Genomic DNA, 22,782 nt, shown 5'->3' with positions numbered 1-22,782 from the left:
GGCGAGCGGGGATCTCCTGGTCTGTCGGGGTCAGGGCTGGCGGGCTTCATCCGGCACACTGTCGAGCATCAGCCCGCCGGTGTCCGAGCCGCCCAGTACCACATAGGCACTGCTGCAGAACAAAGAGTTCAAACGCTTCATGTCGGCGATCAGCTCCAAGTGTAGCGAACTGGTCTCGATACTTTGCACCACCTTACGTTGCAAACGGCTGACATGGGCGTGGGCCAAGCGCCGCTCCTGGGCGCGAAAACGGCGTTTTTCCCGCAGCAGCAGGTGTGCGCTCTGCGGGTCGGCACTGAGAAACACCGACAGGCCCAGACGCAGGTTGGCTTGCAGTTGCTCTTGCAGGCCGGTCAGTTCCTCCAGGCCGACCTGGGAAAATTCGCGGCGCTGGGAGGTCTTCTGCTGTTGCACCTTGCGCAGCATGCGCTCGATCAGGTCGCTGGACAGCTTGAGGTTGATCGCCAGCTCAATGATCTCCGCCCAGCGGCGGTTGTCCTGTTCGCTGAGGTCTTCACGCGACATCTGCGCCAGGTACAGCTTGATCGCGCTGTACAGCGCCTCGGCATCTTCGGCGAGCGCGCGCACCTGTTGCGGCAGCGCCGCCTGCGTACCACGCAGCGCGCCGAGCATGGCGTCGAGCAGGCTGTCGACGATGTCGCCCAGGCGCAGGGTCTCGCGTGCGGCGTTGGCCAGGGCCAGGCTTGGCGTCTGCAAGGCAGACGGGTCCAGGTGACGCGGACGAATCTGGCCGTTGCCGGTATCACGCTCCGGCAGCAGGCTGTTGCACAGCCGGCCCATAAGCTTGGTGGTCGGTAACATGATCACGCAACGCAGGGTGTTGTAGAGCAGGTGGAAGCCGATCACCAGCTCTTGTGGGCTGAAGTTCAGGCTGTCCATCCAGTCCACCAGCGGGTGCAGCACGGGGATGATCAGGAGCAGGCCGATCAGCTTGTACAGCAGGCTGCCCAGCGCTACCCGGCGGCCGGCGGCGTTCTGCATGCTGGTGGTGAGGAAGGCCAGCAGGCCGCTGCCGATGTTGGCGCCGACCACCAGGCCGATGGCCACCGGCAGGCTGATCAGCTCGGCGCCGGCCAGCGTCGCGGTGAGCAGCACGGCCGCCAGGCTGGAATAGGAAATCATCGCGAACAGGGCGCCAACCAAGGCGTCGAGAAGGATGTCGCCGGTCAGCGAGGCAAACAGGACCCGTACCCCTTGGGCCTGGGTGATCGGCGTTGCGGCCTGGACGATCAGTTGCAGGGCCAGGATGATCAGGCCCAGGCCAATGGCGACGCGGCCCATCTGGCCGAGGCGGGTCTGCTTGCGCGAGAGGAAGAAGATCACCCCGACGAACAGCAGCAGCGGCGACAGCCACGACAGGTCGAAGGTCAGCACGCGTGCCATCAGCGCCGTACCGACATCGGCGCCGAGCATGATCGCCAGCGCCGGGGTCATGGCCATCAAGCCCTGGCCGACGAACGAGGTCACCAGCATGGCGGTGGCGTTGCTGCTCTGGACCATTGCGGTAACGACGATGCCGGCGAGAAACGCCAGTGGGCGCTTGCTCATGTTCTGGCTGAGCACCCGGCGCAGGTTCGAGCCGTATACCCGTAGGATGCCAGTACGCACGATATGCGTACCCCAGACCAGCAACGCCACGGCGGAAAGCAGGTTGAGCAAGGTCAGCATGTTCGAGGCCCCCGTTGTTGCCGTTGCCCCAACGCGGGGCCAAATGGGTGAAGCCGTGAGCCTGACCCGGGGGTGGGCGGTTTTTTCCAGTGCTCACTCAAGCTTTAGTTGTATTACGCAGCTGGCGCCAGCTTGGCATGGCTGAAACATATTTGAAACACTTCCCCCGTGCATGCCGTGGCGTTGCGCAAAATGAAAAAAGGCCCCGAAGGGCCTTTTTTGTGTGCGCTACTGCCAGGGCTTATTGACCTGGGATGTCCTTGCGCAGTTTCACTGCATCGTGCTCGGTGCCTTGCTTGCGTGCCCGCGCCGTACGCATGCGGATGTTGATGGCTTCCACCGCCAACGAGAACGCCATGGCGAAGTACACGTAGCCTTTTGGCACGTGGACGTCGAAAGATTCGGCGATCAGCACGGTACCTACGACGATCAGGAACGATAGCGCGAGCATCTTCAGCGACGGGTGCTTGTCGATGAAGTTACTGATTGCGCCGGCGCAAAGCATCATCACCAGTACCGCGACGACGATCGCGGCAATCATCACCGGCACGTGCGAAACCATGCCCACGGCGGTGATCACCGAGTCCAGCGAGAACACGATGTCGATGATGGCGATCTGGATAATGGTGTAGATGAACTTGCCGCCCGCGCCTTTCGGGGCGTCGCTGTTCTCGTCTTCACCTTCCAGGCCGTGGTAGATCTCCTGCGAGCTTTTCCACAGGAGGAACAGGCCGCCGAAGAACAGGATCAGGTCGCGGCCGGAAATGCCTTGGCCGAACACCTCGAACAGGTCGGCGGTGAGGCGCATGACCCAGGTGATCGACAGCAACAGCAGGATGCGGGTAACCATGGCCAGGGCCAGGCCGAAGATCCGGGTGCGCGGCTGCATGTGCTTGGGCATGCGGCTGACCAGGATCGAGATCATGATGATGTTGTCGATACCGAGAACGATCTCAAGCGCTGTGAGGGTAAAAAAGGCAACCCAGATTTCCGGGCTGGTCAGCCATTCCATGTGTATTCCTTCGAACGTTAAAAGGCGATGCACCCGTCAGGGCGCATCGCAGTGGGGCGTATGTGATTACAGACTGCTGAACAGCGGGAAAGTCCCCAAGAGCAGCGCGGCGAGCATTATGCACATGCATACCAGCACTGCCCACTTGAGCGTGAAGCGCTGATGGTCGCCAAATTCGATGCCCGCCAGCGCTACCAGCAGGTAGGTGGAGGGTACCAGCGGGCTGAGCAGGTGTACCGGTTGGCCGACGATCGACGCGCGGGCCATTTCCACCGGGCTGATGCCGTAGTGGCTGGCGGCTTCGGCCAGCACCGGCAATACGCCGTAGTAGAAGGCATCGTTGGACATGAAGAAGGTGAACGGCATGCTGACGATGGCGGTGATGACTGCCAGGTACGGGCCGAGGGCGTCAGGAATTACCGACAGCAGGCTTTTCGACATGGCTTCGACCATGCCGGTGCCGGAGAGAATGCCGGTGAAGATGCCCGCCGCGAAGATCAGGCCGGTCACTGCCAGCACGCTGCCGGCGTGGGCCGAGATGCGGTCCTTCTGCTGCTGCAGGCACGGGTAGTTGACGATCATGGCGATACTGAAGGCGACCATGAACAGCACAGGCAGCGGCAACAGGCCGGAGATCAGGGCAACCATCAGGGCCAGGGTCAGGGCGCCGTTGAACCAGATCAGCTTGGGCCGACGGGCTTCAGGGAACTGCGAAACGCTGATCTCGCTGTGATCGATATCGTCGGTTGGCAGGTGCAGTTCACCGAGGCGGGCGCGCTCGCGCTTGCCGTACATGTAGGCGATGGCGAGGATCGCGATCACACCAAAGGCCATGGCTGGGATCATCGGTACGAAAATATCCGACGGGTCGACGTGCAGGGCGCTCGCTGCGCGGGCGGTTGGGCCACCCCAGGGGGTCATGTTCATCACCCCGCCGGCCAGGATGATCAGGCCGGCCATGATCCGTGGGCTCATGCCCAGACGGCTGTACAGTGGCAACATGGCCGCGCAGCAGATCATGTAGGTGGTGGCGCCGTCACCGTCGAGGGAGACCACCAGCGCCAGTACCGCGGTACCGACCGAGACTTTCAGCGGGTCGCCTTTGACTGCCTTGAGGATCAGGCGCACGGCCGGGTCGAACAGGCCGGAATCGATCATCAAGGCGAAGTAGAGGATGGCGAACATCAGCATCACGCCAGTCGGCGCGAGCTTACTGATGCCTTGCAGCATCATCGGGCCGATATCGGAGGAGAAACCACCGAACAGGGCGAACAGGATCGGTACCAGGATCAGCGCGATCAAGGCCGACAGGCGCTTGGTCATGATCAGGTACATGAAGGTGATGACCATGGCAAAGCCGAGGAAGGTCAGCATGGCGATACTCCAGGCGTGGCGCGGCGAATGAAAAAAGACGATTCGGGCGGATCAGCGCGTTGGGCGCTGTGCTTGGAATAACGGGAGGGGCACTGCGAGAAGGCGGGCACAGGAATACATCAGAATCACCATTGTTGTTGTTGATTGGGCCGGGCGCGGAACGATCCGGGTGCCCTGGCTGACCGGTCTTGTGCCGGTAGTGGGGCTATCCTATGGGCGTAAGCTTTCAGCCAGCTTTCGCTGCAACAAAGGTGACGAGAGGTAATCATGTCTGAAGTTTTCGAAGGTGGCTGCCATTGTGGCGCCATCCGCTATCGTCTGGAGGGTGATCTGAGCGACATCGCCCACTGCCATTGCTCGATCTGTCGGCGCGTCAGCGGGGGGCTGGTGGTGACCTGGTTGACCTTGCCCAGAAGCGGCTTTCGCTGGCTCAAGGGGCGGCCGCACCTGTATGTGGCGCCGGCCAGCTGTAGTCGTTTTTTTTGCAGCGAGTGCGGTGCACACCTGGCCTTGAGCACCGTGCATAGCCCGCAGACCATTGATGTGACGGTAGCGACGCTGGACCACCCTGAGCGGGTACGGGCCAACCGGCATATCTGGACCAGCAGCCGCTTGCCGTGGTTGCACCTGGATGAAGCATTGCCTGATGAGACTGAGGAGGACCTCTGAGTCGTCAGGTTTTTTGAAAGCGGGCTGAACCTGTCACGGCAGCTGCAACCCACCCGCTGCCTTGTGCAGACCGCGCAGGTGCTCGCCAACCTGTTTCACGTTGGCTTCCACCGCAGCAATTTCCTTGGCCCGGGCCGGATCGAGCAAGGCCCTCACCTCTTTGTCCAGATCAGTACTCAAACGCAGCAACTGCGCCTGGCGCTCGCTACTGACCTTCTCCAGCTGCTTGCGCTCGTCAGGCTGCGGCAGGCCGTAGCCATCGGTACCGAGCAGTTCAGCCGGGCGACTGAGGAAACCACTGTTGGCCAGCATCTGCTGCAGGGTCTCGTTGGCTTTGTCGACCGTACCGTCCTTCAACGCCGTGGCATTCAGGTAACGCTGCTTGACCTCATCCTGGGCCAGCAGCAACTGGCGGCGCAGGGCTGCCTGCTCGAGCAACAGCAGCGCCGCACTGGTGCGCAGGTCAGCCTGGGTGAACCATGGCCGACGCTGCTCGGCATCCTGGGCAAGCCAATCTTCCACCTGCACCTGCCTGATCGGCAGTTGCCGGCGGAGCACGTCGAACATGGCCTGGTAGCGATCGCGATAGGAATCGAAGCGGTAACCCAGGCGCAGCGCCTCACGCGGATCGTCGAGTACGCTGGTGTCGGCCAGGCCACGGCCCTTGAGCACTTCCAGCAGGCCATTGGGCATGATGCTGTCGAGGTCGTTCAGGCGCGGGTTGGCCGTGCCGCTGCGCAGTAACTTGAGGTTCTCGACGGCACAGTTGTTGGACAGGAACCAATAATTGCCGTCGTAGCTCCAGTGCATTTCGGCGGCCTGGCGTACCAGGTTCTCCACCTCCTGGCGATTGAGCCTGAGCGGCACCGAGGCCAGGCTGCGCAGTTCGGTCTTGGTGTATTCGTCGATCACTTGGCCCAGCGGCAAGACAAACAGGCGTGATGGATACTCACCCACCAGGCCGCTCCAGCTGGACAGCTGCACGTCATTGACGAAGGCTCGGTAAGACAGCACCAGATGTTGGTCCAGATCGAGCCGGCAGTCTGGTCCGCGAGGCCGGCCGGGTGCACAGATGACCAGGCGCAGCATGCTGTGGCCCCAGCGGCTGACCAGGTTCTGGTTGGCCTCGGCCAGCAGGTAATCGACCTCGTATACCCGCTCCGGGTCGATCTCGCCCAGTGGCTGGCGGGCGAAGTCATTGCCGGCATTGAGGAACGGCAGGCTTTTCGCGCATTGCTGCTGTGCCGGGGCCCAGCCGAAATGATCGTGCAGGTACTGGTTAAGGGCGGGCCGCCGGCAGGCATAGCTCGGGTCGAGGAGGAAGTACTCCATGTTGACCGCGATGAATTCCTTGGGGCTGCTCAGCTCGTAGGCGTCGGGGCTGCGTACCAGCTGGCCGTTGTGCTGCTCGCGCTCGCCGCGACGGCCAACGTACTGCGGCCAGCCGGCAAGGTCGAGCAGGCGTGGGTCATCGCTCAGGGTGAAGCGGCGTTCGGCCTCACCGCGACAGGCCTCGGGCAGCCCGATCTTGCCCAAGGTGCCCTGCTGGCGTTTGCAGCGGTTGATCTGCAAGCGGTCGGCGTTCGACCAGAGCCGCGCGCGGTCATAGATGTGAGTGAGTTCGTGCAGGACAGTCGCCAGCAGCTCTTGGCGCACGGTGCCATGTGGGCGGTTGGTGCGTTCGCGCGCGGCGCTGCCGTCGACCAGCCCGGGCAGCAGCCGGCGGTTCAACTCCAGGGTCGATACCAACGATGCCTGGCCGTAGGCGTCAGCGGGCATGCGCTCACTCCAGCTGACCTGCACGCGGCGGTCGAGCTGTTGCTTGAAGCGCGGCGGAAGCTTGTCGAGCGCCTCGTCGAGCAAGGCCTGGGTGGCTTGCTGTTGGGCCTGATCAAGGCCGGCAGCCTGCAAGTCGAGCTGCAGGTCAGCCAATGCGGGCGTGCCGAGCAGCGTCAGGACGCAGCCCAGCAGCCAGGCACGCACGCGGGTCTTCACAGGGCCAGAATGGCTTCGGCGAGGACCTGATCACTGGCATCGCGGGCTTCAGGCACGCGCTGACGCACGGTGTTGAAGGCTGCCTCAAGCTGCGCACCACGGATGTCGCCGTTGCTGGCGACAAAGCTGGCGGCATCGTCGTGGGCATCCTGGACGATTTTCGAGTCGCGAATCGAGGTGGTGGTATCAGACGTGAAATCAATCGAGCGGCCAAAGGCGCGGACGATGATATTGCTGGTGGCCACCAGGGTCTGCGCATGGGCCAGGTCGGCCAGCAACAACATGCCGAGGGTAGCGGCGATCAGCGGTTTACGCATGGAGCATCTCCGAAGGACTACAGGGAGTGGAATGTGAGTCATTGGACGAGAATTGCTTCAGCCAGTTCAAGGTCGCCGACAGAGTGATAGCAATGGCGGTGGCGCAGCGAGTCCAGCGCCGCCTGCAGGCGAGCACCGCGAATCAGGCCGTCGCTGGCAACAAACGCTGCGGCATCGTCGCGCGCCTGTACCACCAGCTTGCGATCAAACGGCGCGCTGGTCACTTTGCTGGTGACATAGCCACTGACAACCAGACCTTGAGTGGTGACGTCCATGGCATGGGCGCTTCCCATACCGACAAGGGCAAAAAGCAATGGCAGCAGATAACGCATGGGTTCTGAAGGCTTGTGTTCTAAAGGCGAAGGCTACCCCGGGCACGCTGGTCATAACCAGCGCATCCGGGCATCAAACGGGCGGTTTAGAGCGCGAGGATGGCCTGTGCCAGTTGCGCGTCACTGGCCTGCAGGGTCGGAGCCTGATGGCGAATGTGGTTGAACGCGCTTTCCAGCTTGGCACCGCGGATTGCACCTTCGCTGCCGACAAAGCTGGCGGCGTCATCACGGGCGGCCTGGACAATCTTGTCGTCACGGAAGGACGACGACACATCGGAAGTCGCATCAGTGGAAGCGGCCACTGCACCCACTACCGCGTCGGTGGTTACGATGAAGCTGGTGGCATTGGCAGCGCCGGCCAGGGTCAACAACAGGGCGGCACCAATCAGGTGGTTACGGGACATGGTCGGAGACTCCTGCATATTAAGGGCGGGGTGTTTTCTGATTATCGGACGCTCGCGCGGTCCATCACGGTACGTCATTTGTCGAGCCGTTCAAGCAAGCGTAACACGTGGGGCTGTTTCCAGATGTGACTGAGCGGTCAAAGCTGAACTGTGCTGTAGGATTTATAGATTAAAAAAACTGTACCTGTCTGGCGTTCAGGCGCTCTGCAACAAGCCTTTGAAACAAAAAACCCGTCGCAGTTCCCTGCGACGGGTTTTCGGAATTCGCGGTGCCGGCCGTAGCCGGCGAGCCGAGGCTTAGCGCCAGAAAGGCTTGCTCAGCTCTTCGTAACGCTGCGACTCGCTGATGCCGGCGTCTGCCAACAGGCGACCGTCCAGGCGGGCGAGCTGACGGCGGCTGGCGATGCGGCGCTGCCACAGGAGCAGAGTCGAGAGCGCGCGCAGTGGCAGCGAAGTGTTGGATTGAGCGTTGCTTTCAAAAACCAGACCGGAACTGAGGGTGCGTTCCATGATGTGTCTTCCTTCCGCTTATGGCGGCATTAGGTAGTGATTTAACTGATGCCAATGATCCTCCTCTCTTGTTCAGAACAGTAGGTACAGTTCAGCTGTATTGCGAGGGTTCAATTAACTGCGTAACGGTACTGTTGCACCCAAAATTGGCGCAACTGTACTGGTGCGCTCTAAAAGAGTGCGTTTTTGGCTGCGGGCGGGGATTTTACAGGCGGGAGAGGCTGCTAGAACCAGTACAGTAGTACAGTTTTAGATTGGCTATCTTGAAAAGTGTATGAGCCGTTGGATGGAGCGGTGTTATTAGCGCAGTACAGGCATGGACGATCGCCAAGTACCCTGTAGGAGCGGGCTTGTCCCGCGAAGAGTCCGGTACAGCCACAGTTGTGCATGGCACCGGTCAAGTCGGATCGCCGCACCGGTCGGAAAGGCCGCGCAAGCGGCCCCCCCTCTCAAGCCATGCAGATCAGCAAGCTAGCATGCGCCCGCTTTCTTCCAGGTTTTCGTGCCAGCTCAACGCTTCCCGCAGGATATGCGGGGTATGCCCGCCACGCTGACAGGCGCGCTCGAAGTAGTCATTGAGCGCAGCGCGGTAATCGGGGTGTACGCAGTTGTCGATGATCGCCCGGGCGCGCTCGCGCGGGGCCAGGCCACGCAGGTCGGCCAGACCCTGTTCGGTCACCAGGATATCGACGTCGTGCTCGGTATGGTCGACATGGCTGACCATTGGCACCACGCTGGAAATCGCTCCGCCCTTGGCGATCGACTTGGTGACGAACACCGCCAGGTGTGCGTTGCGGGCGAAGTCACCGGAACCGCCAATGCCGTTCATCATCCGCGTGCCGCAGACGTGGGTCGAGTTGACGTTGCCGTAGATGTCGAACTCCAGCGCGGTATTGATACCGATGATGCCCAGGCGGCGGACCACTTCAGGGTGGTTGGAGATCTCTTGCGGGCGCAGTACCAGCTTGTCCTTGTAACGCTCGAGGTTACCGAACACATCGGCGTTGCGCCGGCTCGACAGGGTAATCGAGCTGCCGGAGGCGAAGCTCAGCTTGCCGGCGTCGATCAGGTCGAAGGTCGAGTCCTGAAGCACCTCGGAGTACATGGTCAGGTCTTCGAACGGCGAGTCGATCAGGCCACACATCACCGCGTTGGCGATGCTGCCGATGCCGGCCTGCAGCGGGCCGAGCTTGTTGGTCATGCGGCCGGCGTCCACTTCACGCTTGAGGAAGCTGATCAGATGGTCGGCGATGCCTTGGGTTTCGTGGTCTGGCGGCAGCACGGTGGACGGCGAGTCGGGCTGATCGCTGATGACGATGGCAACGATCTTGGCCGGGTCGATCGGGATCGCGCCGCTGCCGATGCGGTCGTCGACCTTGATCAGCGGGATGGGGGTGCGCGTTGGGCGATAGGTCGGGATATAGATGTCGTGCAGCCCTTCCAGGTTAGGGTTGTGCGACAGGTTGATCTCGACGATCACCTGCTTGGCGAAGATCGCGAAACTGGCCGAGTTGCCCACCGAGGTGGTCGGCACGATGTGGCCTTGCTCGGTGATCGCCACCGCCTCGATGACCGCGATGTCCGGCAGGGTCAGTTGCTTGTTACGCAACTGCTCGACGGTTTCCGACAGGTGCTGGTCAATGAACATCACCTGACCATCGTTGATGGCCTTGCGCAGGGTGCTGTCGACCTGGAACGGCATGCGCCGGGCCAGTACGCCAGCCTCGGTCAGTTGCTTGTCGAGGTCATTGCCCAGGCTGGCGCCGGTCATCAGGCTGATCTTCAGCGGCGAGACCTTTGCCCGTTCAGCGAGGGCATGTGGTACGGCCTTGGCTTCGCCGGCGCGGGTGAAACCGCTCATGCCGACGGTCATGCCATCTTCGATCAGGCCAGCGGCATCGGCCGCACTCATTACCTTGCTGTGCAGGGAGGACAAGCGGATACGATCACGGTACATGGATTGTTATCTCAGGCTACTCAAGCTAGATGCGCAGTCTAGTGTTTTCGCCCTGCCCCGTCCCGCGACCATGGTCGTATGAGAAGCCCTGCGATAGAGCCGTTGATCTGGATCAATCCGATGCAAAAAGCCCCCGGGAATAAATCACCGGGGGCTTATGCCGCTCTCTCTATATATAGAAGAGTTACTCGACCGCCTTGACCATATCCTCGATGACCTTCTTGGCATCGCCGAACACCATCATGGTCTTGTCCAGGTAGAACAGTTCGTTGTCCAGGCCGGCATAGCCGCTGGCCATGGAGCGCTTGTTGACGATGATGGTCTTGGCTTTGTAGGCCTTGAGGATCGGCATACCGGCAATCGGCGACTTCGGGTCGTTCTTCGCCGCCGGGTTGACCACGTCGTTGGCGCCCAGTACCAGGACCACATCGGCCTGGCCGAACTCGGCGTTGATGTCTTCCATCTCGAACACCTGGTCGTAAGGCACCTCGGCTTCGGCCAGCAACACGTTCATGTGGCCAGGCATGCGCCCCGCGACCGGGTGGATCGCGTACTTCACAGTCACGCCGTTGTGGATCAGCTTCTCGGTCAGCTCCTTCAGCGCATGCTGCGCGCGCGCCACCGCCAGGCCGTAGCCAGGGACGATGATTACCGTGTCGGCGTTGCTCAGGAGGAAGGTGGCATCGTCAGCCGAACCGGACTTGACCGGGCGCTGCTCCTTGGAGCCGGCTGCCGCACCGCTGTCGGTCTCGCCGCCGAAGCCGCCGAGGATGACGTTGAAGAACGAGCGGTTCATCGCTTTGCACATGATGTACGACAGGATCGCACCGCTCGAACCCACCAGCGAGCCGGCAATGATCAGCATCGAGTTGTTCAGCGAGAAGCCGATGCCCGCCGCCGCCCAGCCCGAGTAGCTGTTGAGCATCGACACTACCACCGGCATGTCGGCGCCGCCGATCGGGATGATGATCAACACGCCCATGATGAAGGCCAGGGCCAGCATCAGGGTGAAGGCACTGTAGTGACCGGTGAAGGTGAACAGCAAGCCCAGGGCGATGGTGGTCAGGCCGAGGATCAGGTTCAGCTTGTGTTGGCCGGCGAACTGTACCGGTGCGCCCTGGAACAGGCGGAACTTGTACTTGCCCGACAGCTTGCCGAAGGCGATCACCGAGCCAGAGAAGGTCACTGCACCGATGGCCGCACCGAGGAACAGCTCCAGGCGGTTACCGGTAGGGATCGGGTCGGTGATGGCCGCGACGATACCCATGGACTGCGGCTCGAGCACTGCGGCAATGGCAATGAACACCGCGGCCAGGCCGATCATGCTATGCATGAAGGCGACCAGTTCAGGCATCTTGGTCATTTCCACGCGCTTGGCCATGATCGACCCGGCGGTGCCGCCGATCAGCAGGCCGAGCAGTACGTAACCGATGCCGGCGGTGGCCAGCTCCGAACCCAGCTTATAGATGAGGCCGACTGTGGTCAGCATGGCGATGCCCATGCCGATCATGCCGAAAAGATTGCCCCGGCGCGAGGTGGTCGGGTGCGACAAGCCCTTCAGCGCCTGGATGAAGCAGATCGAGGCGACCAGATAGAGCAGCGTTACCAGATTCATGCTCATGCTTTTTTCTGCGCCTCATTCTTGGTTTTCTTCTTGAACATCTCAAGCATGCGCCGGGTGACCAGAAAGCCACCGAACACGTTGACTGCCGCCAAGGCTACCGCGAGGGTGCCCATCACCTTGCCCGCAGGAGTGACGGTCAATGCCGCGGCCAGCATGGCGCCGACGATGACGATCGCGGAAATGGCGTTGGTCACTGCCATCAGCGGCGTGTGCAGCGCCGGGGTGACGTTCCAGACCACGTGGTAGCCGACATAGATGGCCAGCACAAAGATGATCAGGTTGTAGATGCCGTGGGAAATCAGCATGTCTTCCATAGCCGTGCTCCTTAACCGTTGGTTCGGATAACTTGGCCGTCGCGGCACATCAGGCACGCAGCAACAATGTCATCGTCGAGGTTGATCACCAGTGCGCCGTCCTTGTCGAACAGCAGCTTCATGAAGTCCAGCAGGTTGCGTGCATAGAGCGCCGAGGCGTCGGCGGCGACCTGGGCTGGCAGGTTGGTCGGGCCAACGATGGTCACGCCATTCTCGACCACGACCTGGTCGGCAACGGTCAATGGACAGTTGCCGCCTTGCGCGGCGGCCAGGTCGATGACCACTGAGCCAGGCTTCATTTGCGCCACGGTCTCGGCGCTGAGCAGCGTCGGCGCCTTGCGGCCCGGGATCAGCGCAGTAGTGATGACGATATCGGCCTGCTTGGCGCGCTCGTGCACGGCTTGCGCCTGGCGCTGCATCCAACTGGCCGGCATGGGCCGGGCATAACCGCCGACACCTTGCGCGCACTCGCGCTCTTCATCGGTCTCGTAGGGTACGTCGAGGAATTTGGCACCAAGCGACTCGATCTGCTCCTTGACCGCCGGGCGTACGTCCGACGCTTCGATCACCGCACCCAGCCGTTTGGCCGTGGCGATCGCCTGCAGCCCGGCTACGCCGGCGCCGAGAATCAGCACGCGGGCAGCTTTCACGGTACCTGCAGCGGTCATCAGCATTGGCATGAAGCGCGGGTAATGATGCGCTGCCAGCAACACCGCCTTGTAACCGGCAATGTTCGCCTGCGACGACAGTACGTCTAGGCTCTGCGCCCGCGAAGTGCGAGGTGCAGCTTCGAGGGCAAAGGCAGTAATGCCTCGCTCAGCCATCTTGGCGATGTTTTCATTGTTGAACGGGTTGAGCATGCCCACCAGCAGGCTGCCGCTGTTGATCAGGGCAAGCTCCTGTTCTGTGGGGGCTACGACCTTGAGCACCAATTGCGCGCCGAAGGCATCGGCGGCGCTGCCAAGGGAGGCACCTACCGCTTCATAGGCACTGTCCGGAATGCTGGCGTTGAGCCCTGCCCCCCGTTGGACGGTGACCTGATGGCCTTGGCCAATCAGCTTCTTGAGGGTTTCGGGGGTCGCAGCGACCCGCGTCTCGCCCGTCTGCGTCTCGAGAGGAACACCAATCTGCACGACTTTTCTCCTGCGGTGACCTTCTTATCTTTATGAAGCCAGCATTCGCGGGGTTGAATCCGCTGCACTTCGCCAGCGCGGCCTTAAGGCTCGAACCCGCCGGATCCCGGGCGGGCGAAGCATTTTGCAGATGAACACCCAGGCCTTCAACCGGTTATGGAGCGATACGAAGTTAAAACTACAAGTCACCCTGTGACCGTATGTCGCAAGAGTACCGTTGCAGCCCGTCAAACATGCGCCATTGGGAGATTAGGGGACAAATTGGATTTTTTTTCAGAAATTTCGCAGGGAGCAAGGTGAATGTCGCAAATAGCCCTGAAACCCGCGCAGTATGCAGGGTTAAGCGGGATTTTGAGGTCCGCGATACAGTTTGCAGATATGCGACAAAACAATATATCTGTAGGTGTTTAAAATATTTGACTACGGGGTCAGGTAAGCGCGTCACCCGCATGTTGCGCCACATACAGCCGAGCCTGTGTCAGCAGCCAGTCACGGAAAGCCCGCAGTGAAGCGGACTCCACCTTGCGCTCGGGGATCATCAGATAGTAGGCCTTGTTGCTCGACAGCGCATGCCTGTTGGCGACCACCAGCCTGCCCTGCTCCAGCTCTCGCTGGATCAGGAATGGCGGGATAAGAGCGACCCCCATTTCATGCATGGCGGCTTGGGCCAGCATCGAGAACAGCTCATAGCGTGGGCCGGTCATGTCGCGCTCGACATTCATCTCCAGGCTGCCGAACCACTGTCGCCAGGCGTAGGGTCGGGTCGTCTGCTGCAGCAAGGGCAGTTCTGCAAGGCACTCGGCGTCGAGTTCGCCTTGCCCTTCCAGCAAGGCCGGACTGCAGACCGGCATTGGGTTTTCGCCCATCAGGCGATGGGACTGCGTGCCAGACCAATCGGCATCGCCGAAGTAGATCGCGGCGTCGAACGGTGTATCGGCGAACAGGAATGGCCGGGTGCGGTTGGTCAGGTTGACCGTGACTTCCGGGTGGCGTTGCTGGAAGTCCTTCAGGCGCGGTAGCAGCCATTGAGTGCCGAAGGTGGGCACCACCGCCAGTTCGATCACGTTGGCACCCTGCTGTCGCATCACCGACAAGGTATCGCGCTCCACGGCATCGAGCTGGGCAGAAACCTGTCGACTGTAGGAAAGACCGGCCTCGGTGAGCTTTACCCCCCGACGCGAGCGGCGGAACAGTTCGACATTGAGAAAGGCTTCCAGCCCGCCGATCTGGCGACAGACGGCGCCTTGGGTCAGGGCCAGTTCGTGCGCAGCCTTGGTAAAGCTCTCATGGCGTGCTGCGGCCTCAAAGCAGACCAGGGCGGTAGTGCTGGGGATCTTGCGCCGCATGTACGTCAACCTCACTCGTAAGCCGTTGGATATAGAGATTACAAGATTACGAAGTGAGGAAATATCACTAAACAGTGCGCAATCCTCGTTTGTCCCGTCGCCCGTTCAGGCCTAGGATCAATGCACAAGAACATTGCCTACCCCTATTTCGAGGATTGCACTCATGGCCGCTAAAGCAAGCTTCAACTGGATCGACCCGCTGTTGCTCGATCAGCAGCTCACTGAAGAAGAGCGCATGGTCCGTGACAGCGCTTATCAGTTCGCCCAGGACAAGTTGGCGCCGCGGGTGATCGAGGCGTTCCGCCATGAGCAGACCGATCCGAAGATCTTCCGCGAAATGGGTGAAGTCGGCCTGCTCGGCGCGACCATTCCAGAAGAGTACGGCGGCAGCGGCCTGAACTACGTGTGCTACGGCCTGATTGCGCGCGAGGTCGAGCGCATCGACTCCGGTTACCGGTCGATGATGAGCGTGCAGTCATCACTGGTGATGGTCCCGATCAATGAGTTCGGCACCGTCGAGCAGAAGCAGAAGTACCTGCCCAAGCTGGCCAGCGGGGAATGGATCGGCTGCTTTGGTCTTACCGAGCCCAACCATGGTTCCGACCCAGGTGCGATGATCACCCGTGCGCGCAAGGTCGATGGCGGCTATCGCCTGAGCGGCAGCAAGATGTGGATCACCAACAGCCCGATCGCCGATGTCTTCGTGGTCTGGGCCAAGGATGACGCTGGCGATATTCGGGGCTTCATTCTCGAAAAAGGCTGGGAAGGCCTCAGCGCCCCGGCGATCCACGGCAAGGTCGGCCTGCGCGCCTCGATCACCGGTGAGATCGTCATGGACAGCGTGTTCGTCCCGGAAGAGAACATCTTCCCTGAAGTGCGTGGCTTGAAGGGGCCGTTCACCTGCCTGAACTCAGCCCGCTATGGCATTTCCTGGGGCGCCTTGGGTGCGGCCGAAGCCTGCTGGCACACGGCGCGTCAGTACACCCTGGACCGCAAGCAATTCGGTCGACCGTTGGCCGCCAATCAGTTGATCCAGAAGAAGCTCGCCGACATGCAGACCGAGATCACTCTGGCCCTGCAAGGCTGCCTGCGGTTGGGGCGGATGAAGGACGAGGGAACGGCTGCGGTGGAGATCACCTCGCTCATGAAGCGTAACTCCTGCGGCAAGGCGCTGGATATCGCCCGCCTGGCCCGTGACATGCTCGGTGGTAATGGTATCTCCGATGAGTTTGGTGTGGCCCGTCACCTGGTGAACCTCGAGGTGGTCAACACCTATGAAGGCACCCATGACATCCATGCGTTGATCCTTGGTCGGGCCCAGACCGGTATCCAGGCGTTCTATTAATAGAGGAGCCAGGCCATGGGGGCGTTATCACATCTGCGCGTGCTGGATCTTTCTCGTGTATTGGCGGGGCCCTGGTCCGGCCAGATCCTCGCCGACCTTGGGGCGGACGTAATCAAGGTCGAGCGTCCGGGGGCGGGTGATGACACGCGCTCCTGGGGGCCGCCCTTCCTCAAGGACGCCCGTGGTGAGAACACCACTGAGGCGGCCTACTATCTCTCGGCCAACCGCAACAAGCGCTCAGTGACCATCGACTTCACTCAGGGGGATGGTCAGCGCCTGGTGCGTGAGCTGGCAGCGAAGTCGGACATCGTCATCGAGAACTTCAAGGTTGGTGGCCTTGCTGCCTACGGCCTGGACTACGCGAGCCTGAAGGCGCTCAACCCGAAGCTTATCTATTGCTCGATCACAGGCTTCGGTCAGACGGGGCCTTATGCCAAGCGTGCCGGCTATGACTTCATGATCCAGGGGCTTGGCGGGCTGATGAGCCTGACCGGCCGCCCGGAGGGTGAGCAAGGCGCTGGCCCGGTAAAAGTCGGTGTAGCCCTTACCGACATTCTTACTGGCTTGTATTCCACCGTGGCAATTCTGGCTGCCCTCGCCCACCGTGATCAGTCTGGGGTTGGCCAGCATATCGATATGGCCTTGCTCGATGTCCAGGTCGCTTGCCTGGCCAATCAGGCGATGAACTACCTCACCACCGGTAACCCTCCCCGGCGTTTGGGCAATGCACACCCTAATATCGTGCCGTATCAGGACTTCCCCACTGCGGATGGCGACTTCATCCTGACAGTGGGCAATGATGGTCAATTCCGCAAGTTCGCAGAAGTCGCCGGGCAGCCGCAGTGGGCTGATGATCCTCGGTTCGTAACCAATAAAATGCGGGTGGCCAATCGGGCTGAGCTGATACCGTTGATTCGCCAGGCTACGGTGTTCAAGACCACTGCCGAATGGGTGAGCGCGCTGGAAACGGCGGGTGTACCGTGCGGGCCGATCAACGACCTGGCGCAGATGTTCCGGGATCCTCAGGTGTTGGCGCGTGGGTTGGCAGTGAGTATCCCTCATCCACTGGGCGGTAGCGTGCCGCAAGTGGCGAGTCCTATCCGGCTTTCCGAGACGCCGGTGGAGTATCGCCAGGCACCTCCTCTATTAGGGGAGCACACCAACGCCGTGCTTGCTGAGGTGCTCGGGCTGGATGCGCAGGCTATACAGCAACTGCGCGGTGCGGGGGTGGTATGACGCCCACACCTTATCTATAGATAGAAGGGGCTGGGGTGTCTGGCCGTAAAACAGGCGTTGACTCAACATTGTTACGGTTTTTTGAAATTAAGGGTTGACGCCCTCTCGAATCCCCTTATAATGCGCCCCACTTCCAGCGTAGTTGGAACAGAAAACTCCTTGAGTTTCAAAGAGTTAGAAGTTTCAGGCAGTACTGGAGGTGCTTCGATCGTCAGATCGGCAGCGGTGAAAAAGGTAGTTGACAGCAGGTTGTAACGCTGTAGAATTCGCCTCCCGCTACGAGAGATCGCAAGCGAGTCAAGTGTTTGAAGTTGAACGAGTTTCTCGCAAAATACTTCGAAATAAACGCTTGACAGGCACAAAGGAAAGCGTAGAATGCGCGCCTCGGTTGAGACGAAAAGCTCTTAACCAACCGCTCTTTAACAAATTGAATCAAGCAATTCGTGTGGGTGCTTGTGAGTATGGTTTGATAGTCGCCAAGATTATCAGCATCACAAGTGGCCACATGAGAAATCATAGTAGTCATTTGAGATTGCTGAGCCAAGTTTAGGGTTTCTTAAAAACCCAAGCAGTATTGAACTGAAGAGTTTGATCATGGCTCAGATTGAACGCTGGCGGCAGGCCTAACACATGCAAGTCGAGCGGATGAGAAGAGCTTGCTCTTCGATTCAGCGGCGGACGGGTGAGTAATGCCTAGGAATCTGCCTGGTAGTGGGGGACAACGTTTCGAAAGGAACGCTAATACCGCATACGTCCTACGGGAGAAAGCAGGGGACCTTCGGGCCTTGCGCTATCAGATGAGCCTAGGTCGGATTAGCTAGTTGGTGAGGTAATGGCTCACCAAGGCGACGATCCGTAACTGGTCTGAGAGGATGATCAGTCACACTGGAACTGAGACACGGTCCAGACTCCTACGGGAGGCAGCAGTGGGGAATATTGGACAATGGGCGAAAGCCTGATCCAGCCATGCCGCGTGTGTGAAGAAGGTCTTCGGATTGTAAAGCACTTTAAGTTGGGAGGAAGGGCAGTGAGCGAATACCTTACTGTTTTGACGTTACCGACAGAATAAGCACCGGCTAACTCTGTGCCAGCAGCCGCGGTAATACAGAGGGTGCAAGCGTTAATCGGAATTACTGGGCGTAAAGCGCGCGTAGGTGGTTTGTTAAGTTGAATGTGAAAGCCCCGGGCTCAACCTGGGAACTGCATCCAAAACTGGCAAGCTAGAGTACAGTAGAGGGTGGTGGAATTTCCTGTGTAGCGGTGAAATGCGTAGATATAGGAAGGAACACCAGTGGCGAAGGCGACCACCTGGACTGATACTGACACTGAGGTGCGAAAGCGTGGGGAGCAAACAGGATTAGATACCCTGGTAGTCCACGCCGTAAACGATGTCAACTAGCCGTTGGAATCCTTGAGATTTTAGTGGCGCAGCTAACGCATTAAGTTGACCGCCTGGGGAGTACGGCCGCAAGGTTAAAACTCAAATGAATTGACGGGGGCCCGCACAAGCGGTGGAGCATGTGGTTTAATTCGAAGCAACGCGAAGAACCTTACCAGGCCTTGACATGCAGAGAACTTTCTAGAGATAGATTGGTGCCTTCGGGAACTCTGACACAGGTGCTGCATGGCTGTCGTCAGCTCGTGTCGTGAGATGTTGGGTTAAGTCCCGTAACGAGCGCAACCCTTGTCCTTAGTTACCAGCACGTAATGGTGGGCACTCTAAGGAGACTGCCGGTGACAAACCGGAGGAAGGTGGGGATGACGTCAAGTCATCATGGCCCTTACGGCCTGGGCTACACACGTGCTACAATGGTCGGTACAGAGGGTCGCCAAGCCGCGAGGTGGAGCTAATCTCACAAAACCGATCGTAGTCCGGATCGCAGTCTGCAACTCGACTGCGTGAAGTCGGAATCGCTAGTAATCGCGAATCAGAATGTCGCGGTGAATACGTTCCCGGGCCTTGTACACACCGCCCGTCACACCATGGGAGTGGGTTGCACCAGAAGTAGCTAGTCTAACCTTCGGGAGGACGGTTACCACGGTGTGATTCATGACTGGGGTGAAGTCGTAACAAGGTAGCCGTAGGGGAACCTGCGGCTGGATCACCTCCTTAATCGAAGACATCAGCCTGCTGATGAGCTCCCACACGAATTGCTTGATTCACTTGTATAAAGACGATGCTGTAACGCGACCCTGTTATAGGTCTGTAGCTCAGTTGGTTAGAGCGCACCCCTGATAAGGGTGAGGTCGGCAGTTCAAATCTGCCCAGACCTACCAATTACAGGGTGCAGCCTAGATCAAATGGGGCCATAGCTCAGCTGGGAGAGCGCCTGCCTTGCACGCAGGAGGTCAGCGGTTCGATCCCGCTTGGCTCCACCACTTTTCGCATTACGCAATCGCTTGTCAGAACTTAGAAATGAACATTCGTTGATGAATGTTGATTTCTGACTTTTGTCAGATCGTTCTTTAAAAATTCGGATATGTGATAGAAATAGACTGAACACTACTTTCACTGGTAGTGGATCAGGCTAAGGTAAAATTTGTGATGCGCTCTTAACTGAGCATGTACGAATTTTCGGCGAATGTCGTCTTCACAGTATAACCAGATTGCTTGGGGTTATATGGTCAAGTGAAGAAGCGCATACGGTGGATGCCTTGGCAGTCAGAGGCGATGAAAGACGTGGTAGCCTGCGATAAGCTTTGGGGAGTCGGCAAACAGACTGTGATCCAGAGATCTCTGAATGGGGGAACCCACTCAGCATAAGCTGAGTATCTTGTACTGAATACATAGGTGCAAGAGGCGAACCAGGGGAACTGAAACATCTAAGTACCCTGAGGAAAAGAAATCAACCGAGATTCCCTTAGTAGTGGCGAGCGAACGGGGACCAGCCCTTAAGTTGGTTTGAGATTAGTGGAACGCTCTGGAAAGTGCGGCCATAGTGGGTGATAGCCCCGTACACGAAAATCTCTTATCAATGAAATCGAGTAGGACGGAGCACGAGAAACTTTGTCTGAACATGGGGGGACCATCCTCCAAGGCTAAATACTACTGACTGACCGATAGTGAACCAGTACCGTGAGGGAAAGGCGAAAAGAACCCCGGAGAGGGGAGTGAAATAGATCCTGAAACCGTATGCGTACAAGCAGTGGGAGCCTACTTGTTAGGTGACTGCGTACCTTTTGTATAATGGGTCAGCGACTTATATTCAGTGGCGAGCTTAACCGAATAGGGGAGGCGTAGCGAAAGCGAGTCTTAATAGGGCGTTTAGTCGCTGGGTATAGACCCGAAACCGGGCGATCTATCCATGGGCAGGTTGAAGGTTAGGTAACACTGACTGGAGGACCGAACCGACTACCGTTGAAAAGTTAGCGGATGACCTGTGGATCGGAGTGAAAGGCTAATCAAGCTCGGAGATAGCTGGTTCTCCTCGAAAGCTATTTAGGTAGCGCCTCATGTATCACTGTAGGGGGTAGAGCACTGTTTCGGCTAGGGGGTCATCCCGACTTACCAAACCGATGCAAACTCCGAATACCTACAAGTGCCGAGCATGGGAGACACACGGCGGGTGCTAACGTCCGTCGTGAAAAGGGAAACAACCCAGACCGTCAGCTAAGGTCCCAAAGTCATGGTTAAGTGGGAAACGATGTGGGAAGGCTTAGACAGCTAGGAGGTTGGCTTAGAAGCAGCCACCCTTTAAAGAAAGCGTAATAGCTCACTAGTCGAGTCGGCCTGCGCGGAAGATGTAACGGGGCTCAAACCATGCACCGAAGCTACGGGTATCACCTTTTGGTGATGCGGTAGAGGAGCGTTCTGTAAGCCTGTGAAGGTGAGTTGAGAAGCTTGCTGGAGGTATCAGAAGTGCGAATGCTGACATGAGTAACGACAATGGGAGTGAAAAACTCCCACGCCGAAAGACCAAGGTTTCCTGCGCAACGTTAATCGACGCAGGGTTAGTCGGTCCCTAAGGCGAGGCTGAAAAGCGTAGTCGATGGAAAACAGGTTAATATTCCTGTACTTCCGATTGTTGCGATGGAGGGACGGAGAAGGCTAGGCCAGCTTGGCGTTGGTAGTCCAAGTTTAAGGTGGTAGGCTGAGATCTTAGGCAAATCCGGGATCTCAAGGCCGAGAGCTGATGACGAGTTGCCTTTAGGCGACGAAGTGGTTGATGCCATGCTTCCAAGAAAAGCTCCTAAGCTTCAGACAATCGGGAACCGTACCCCAAACCGACACAGGTGGTTAGGTAGAGAATACCAAGGCGCTTGAGAGAACTCGGGTGAAGGAACTAGGCAAAATGGCACCGTAACTTCGGGAGAAGGTGCGCCGGCGAAGGTGAAGGGTTTACCCCGTAAGCTTTTGCCGGTCGAAGATACCAGGCCGCTGCGACTGTTTATTAAAAACACAGCACTCTGCAAACACGAAAGTGGACGTATAGGGTGTGACGCCTGCCCGGTGCCGGAAGGTTAATTGATGGGGTTAGCGCAAGCGAAGCTCTTGATCGAAGCCCCGGTAAACGGCGGCCGTAACTATAACGGTCCTAAGGTAGCGAAATTCCTTGTCGGGTAAGTTCCGACCTGCACGAATGGCGTAACGATGGCGGCGCTGTCTCCACCCGAGACTCAGTGAAATTGAAATCGCTGTGAAGATGCAGTGTATCCGCGGCTAGACGGAAAGACCCCGTGAACCTTTACTATAGCTTTGCACTGGACTTTGAATTTGCTTGTGTAGGATAGGTGGGAGGCTTTGAAGTGGGGACGCCAGTTCTCATGGAGCCATCCTTGAAATACCACCCTGGCAACTTTGAGGTTCTAACTCAGGTCCGTTATCCGGATCGAGGACAGTGTATGGTGGGTAGTTTGACTGGGGCGGTCTCCTCCCAAAGAGTAACGGAGGAGTACGAAGGTGCGCTCAGACCGGTCGGAAATCGGTCGTAGAGTATAAAGGCAAAAGCGCGCTTGACTGCGAGACCCACACGTCGAGCAGGTACGAAAGTAGGTCTTAGTGATCCGGTGGTTCTGTATGGAAGGGCCATCGCTCAACGGATAAAAGGTACTCCGGGGATAACAGGCTGATACCGCCCAAGAGTTCATATCGACGGCGGTGTTTGGCACCTCGATGTCGGCTCATCACATCCTGGGGCTGAAGCCGGTCCCAAGGGTATGGCTGTTCGCCATTTAAAGTGGTACGCGAGCTGGGTTTAGAACGTCGTGAGACAGTTCGGTCCCTATCTGCCGTGGACGTTTGAGATTTGAGAGGGGCTGCTCCTAGTACGAGAGGACCGGAGTGGACGAACCTCTGGTGTTCCGGTTGTCACGCCAGTGGCATTGCCGGGTAGCTATGTTCGGAAGAGATAACCGCTGAAAGCATCTAAGCGGGAAACTTGCCTCAAGATGAGATCTCACTGGGATCTAGAATCCCCTAAAGGGCCGTCGAAGACTACGACGTTGATAGGTTGGGTGTGTAAGCGCTGTGAGGCGTTGAGCTAACCAATACTAATTGCCCGTGAGGCTTGACCATATAACACCCA

The 22,782-nt window shown here is 58.9% G+C and carries 16 protein-coding genes, 2 tRNA genes and 2 rRNA genes; 7 read left to right on the top strand and 13 right to left on the bottom strand.

Going from position 1 to position 22,782, the window contains the following annotated elements:
- Positions 1 to 30 precede the first annotated feature (30 nt).
- The 3 genes from J3B00_RS01720 to J3B00_RS01710 form a co-directional block, all read right to left on the bottom strand.
- Entirely contained in the window at positions 31 to 1,689 is a 1,659-nt protein-coding gene (locus J3B00_RS01720; protein ID WP_209862712.1) for a Na/Pi cotransporter family protein, read from the bottom strand.
- Positions 1,690 to 1,930: 241 nt separating this feature from the next.
- Positions 1,931 to 2,701, bottom strand: coding sequence for a TerC family protein (locus J3B00_RS01715; RefSeq protein ID WP_209862707.1), 771 nt, complete (start codon positions 2,699 to 2,701; stop codon positions 1,931 to 1,933).
- A 66-nt stretch (positions 2,702 to 2,767) separates the two neighbouring features.
- A complete protein-coding gene (locus J3B00_RS01710) occupies positions 2,768 to 4,075 on the bottom strand; it encodes a CitMHS family transporter (protein ID WP_209862703.1) in 1,308 nt (435 codons plus the stop codon).
- Positions 4,076 to 4,342: 267 nt separating this feature from the next.
- Here J3B00_RS01710 and J3B00_RS01705 point away from each other — a divergent pair, with 267 nt between their 5' ends.
- Entirely contained in the window at positions 4,343 to 4,744 is a 402-nt protein-coding gene (locus J3B00_RS01705; protein ID WP_209862699.1) for a GFA family protein, read from the top strand.
- Positions 4,745 to 4,777: 33 nt separating this feature from the next.
- On the opposite strand, the gene J3B00_RS01700 is transcribed toward J3B00_RS01705, so the two are convergent.
- The 10 genes from J3B00_RS01700 to J3B00_RS01655 form a co-directional block, all read right to left on the bottom strand.
- Positions 4,778 to 6,727 carry a DUF4105 domain-containing protein gene (locus J3B00_RS01700; protein WP_209862694.1) on the bottom strand — a complete coding sequence of 650 codons (1,950 nt, stop codon included), beginning with the start codon at positions 6,725 to 6,727 and terminating at the stop codon, positions 4,778 to 4,780.
- Positions 6,728 to 6,735: 8 nt separating this feature from the next.
- Positions 6,736 to 7,056 carry a DUF2388 domain-containing protein gene (locus J3B00_RS01695; RefSeq protein WP_209862691.1) on the bottom strand — a complete coding sequence of 107 codons (321 nt, stop codon included), beginning with the start codon at positions 7,054 to 7,056 and terminating at the stop codon, positions 6,736 to 6,738.
- A 38-nt stretch (positions 7,057 to 7,094) separates the two neighbouring features.
- A complete protein-coding gene (locus J3B00_RS01690) occupies positions 7,095 to 7,388 on the bottom strand; it encodes a DUF2388 domain-containing protein (protein WP_209862677.1) in 294 nt (97 codons plus the stop codon).
- An 86-nt stretch (positions 7,389 to 7,474) separates the two neighbouring features.
- Positions 7,475 to 7,792: a DUF2388 domain-containing protein gene (locus J3B00_RS01685; RefSeq protein WP_209862675.1), complete on the bottom strand. Its 318-nt coding sequence runs from the start codon at positions 7,790 to 7,792 to the stop codon at positions 7,475 to 7,477.
- Between the two features lie 297 nt (positions 7,793 to 8,089).
- On the bottom strand, positions 8,090 to 8,302 hold the full coding sequence (locus J3B00_RS01680) for a DUF1127 domain-containing protein (protein ID WP_209862672.1): 213 nt from the start codon (positions 8,300 to 8,302) through the stop codon (positions 8,090 to 8,092).
- A gap of 463 nt (positions 8,303 to 8,765) precedes the next feature.
- Entirely contained in the window at positions 8,766 to 10,259 is a 1,494-nt protein-coding gene (locus tag J3B00_RS01675; RefSeq protein ID WP_209862669.1) for an acetyl-CoA hydrolase/transferase family protein, read from the bottom strand.
- A 184-nt stretch (positions 10,260 to 10,443) separates the two neighbouring features.
- The gene (locus J3B00_RS01670) at positions 10,444 to 11,880 is read right to left on the bottom strand and encodes an NAD(P)(+) transhydrogenase (Re/Si-specific) subunit beta (RefSeq protein ID WP_209862667.1); all 1,437 of its coding nucleotides are present in this window, start codon (positions 11,878 to 11,880) and stop codon (positions 10,444 to 10,446) included.
- On the bottom strand, positions 11,877 to 12,197 hold the full coding sequence (locus J3B00_RS01665) for an NAD(P) transhydrogenase subunit alpha (RefSeq protein ID WP_209862662.1): 321 nt from the start codon (positions 12,195 to 12,197) through the stop codon (positions 11,877 to 11,879). Before J3B00_RS01665 ends, J3B00_RS01670 begins: the two co-directional genes overlap by 4 nt.
- A gap of 11 nt (positions 12,198 to 12,208) precedes the next feature.
- Complete coding sequence (locus J3B00_RS01660) at positions 12,209 to 13,330, bottom strand: Re/Si-specific NAD(P)(+) transhydrogenase subunit alpha (protein ID WP_209862659.1); 1,122 nt, start codon at positions 13,328 to 13,330, stop codon at positions 12,209 to 12,211.
- Positions 13,331 to 13,758: 428 nt separating this feature from the next.
- A complete protein-coding gene (locus J3B00_RS01655; RefSeq protein ID WP_209862657.1) occupies positions 13,759 to 14,676 on the bottom strand; it encodes a LysR family transcriptional regulator in 918 nt (305 codons plus the stop codon).
- 163 nt (positions 14,677 to 14,839) lie between these two features.
- Here J3B00_RS01655 and J3B00_RS01650 point away from each other — a divergent pair, with 163 nt between their 5' ends.
- The 6 genes from J3B00_RS01650 (at position 14,840) to J3B00_RS01625 (ending at position 22,772) form a co-directional block, all read left to right on the top strand.
- Positions 14,840 to 16,021: an acyl-CoA dehydrogenase gene (locus tag J3B00_RS01650; protein WP_209862653.1), complete on the top strand. Its 1,182-nt coding sequence runs from the start codon at positions 14,840 to 14,842 to the stop codon at positions 16,019 to 16,021.
- A 15-nt stretch (positions 16,022 to 16,036) separates the two neighbouring features.
- Complete coding sequence (locus tag J3B00_RS01645; RefSeq protein WP_209862650.1) at positions 16,037 to 17,257, top strand: CaiB/BaiF CoA-transferase family protein; 1,221 nt, start codon at positions 16,037 to 16,039, stop codon at positions 17,255 to 17,257.
- Between the two features lie 576 nt (positions 17,258 to 17,833).
- A 16S ribosomal RNA gene (locus J3B00_RS01640) occupies positions 17,834 to 19,370 on the top strand.
- A gap of 87 nt (positions 19,371 to 19,457) precedes the next feature.
- Positions 19,458 to 19,534: transfer RNA gene (locus J3B00_RS01635), tRNA-Ile, on the top strand.
- Positions 19,535 to 19,560: 26 nt separating this feature from the next.
- Positions 19,561 to 19,636 (top strand) — tRNA-Ala (locus J3B00_RS01630).
- A gap of 244 nt (positions 19,637 to 19,880) precedes the next feature.
- Positions 19,881 to 22,772: ribosomal RNA gene (locus tag J3B00_RS01625) — 23S ribosomal RNA — on the top strand.
- Together the 16S and 23S rRNA genes with 2 tRNA genes alongside form the textbook arrangement of a ribosomal RNA operon.
- Positions 22,773 to 22,782 lie beyond the last annotated feature (10 nt).

The organism is Pseudomonas sp. BP8, assembly GCF_017875955.1.
GTDB lineage: Bacteria > Pseudomonadota > Gammaproteobacteria > Pseudomonadales > Pseudomonadaceae > Aquipseudomonas.
The sequence above is the reverse complement of the archived record's forward strand: the minus strand, read 5'-3'. Positions and strand labels throughout refer to the sequence as shown.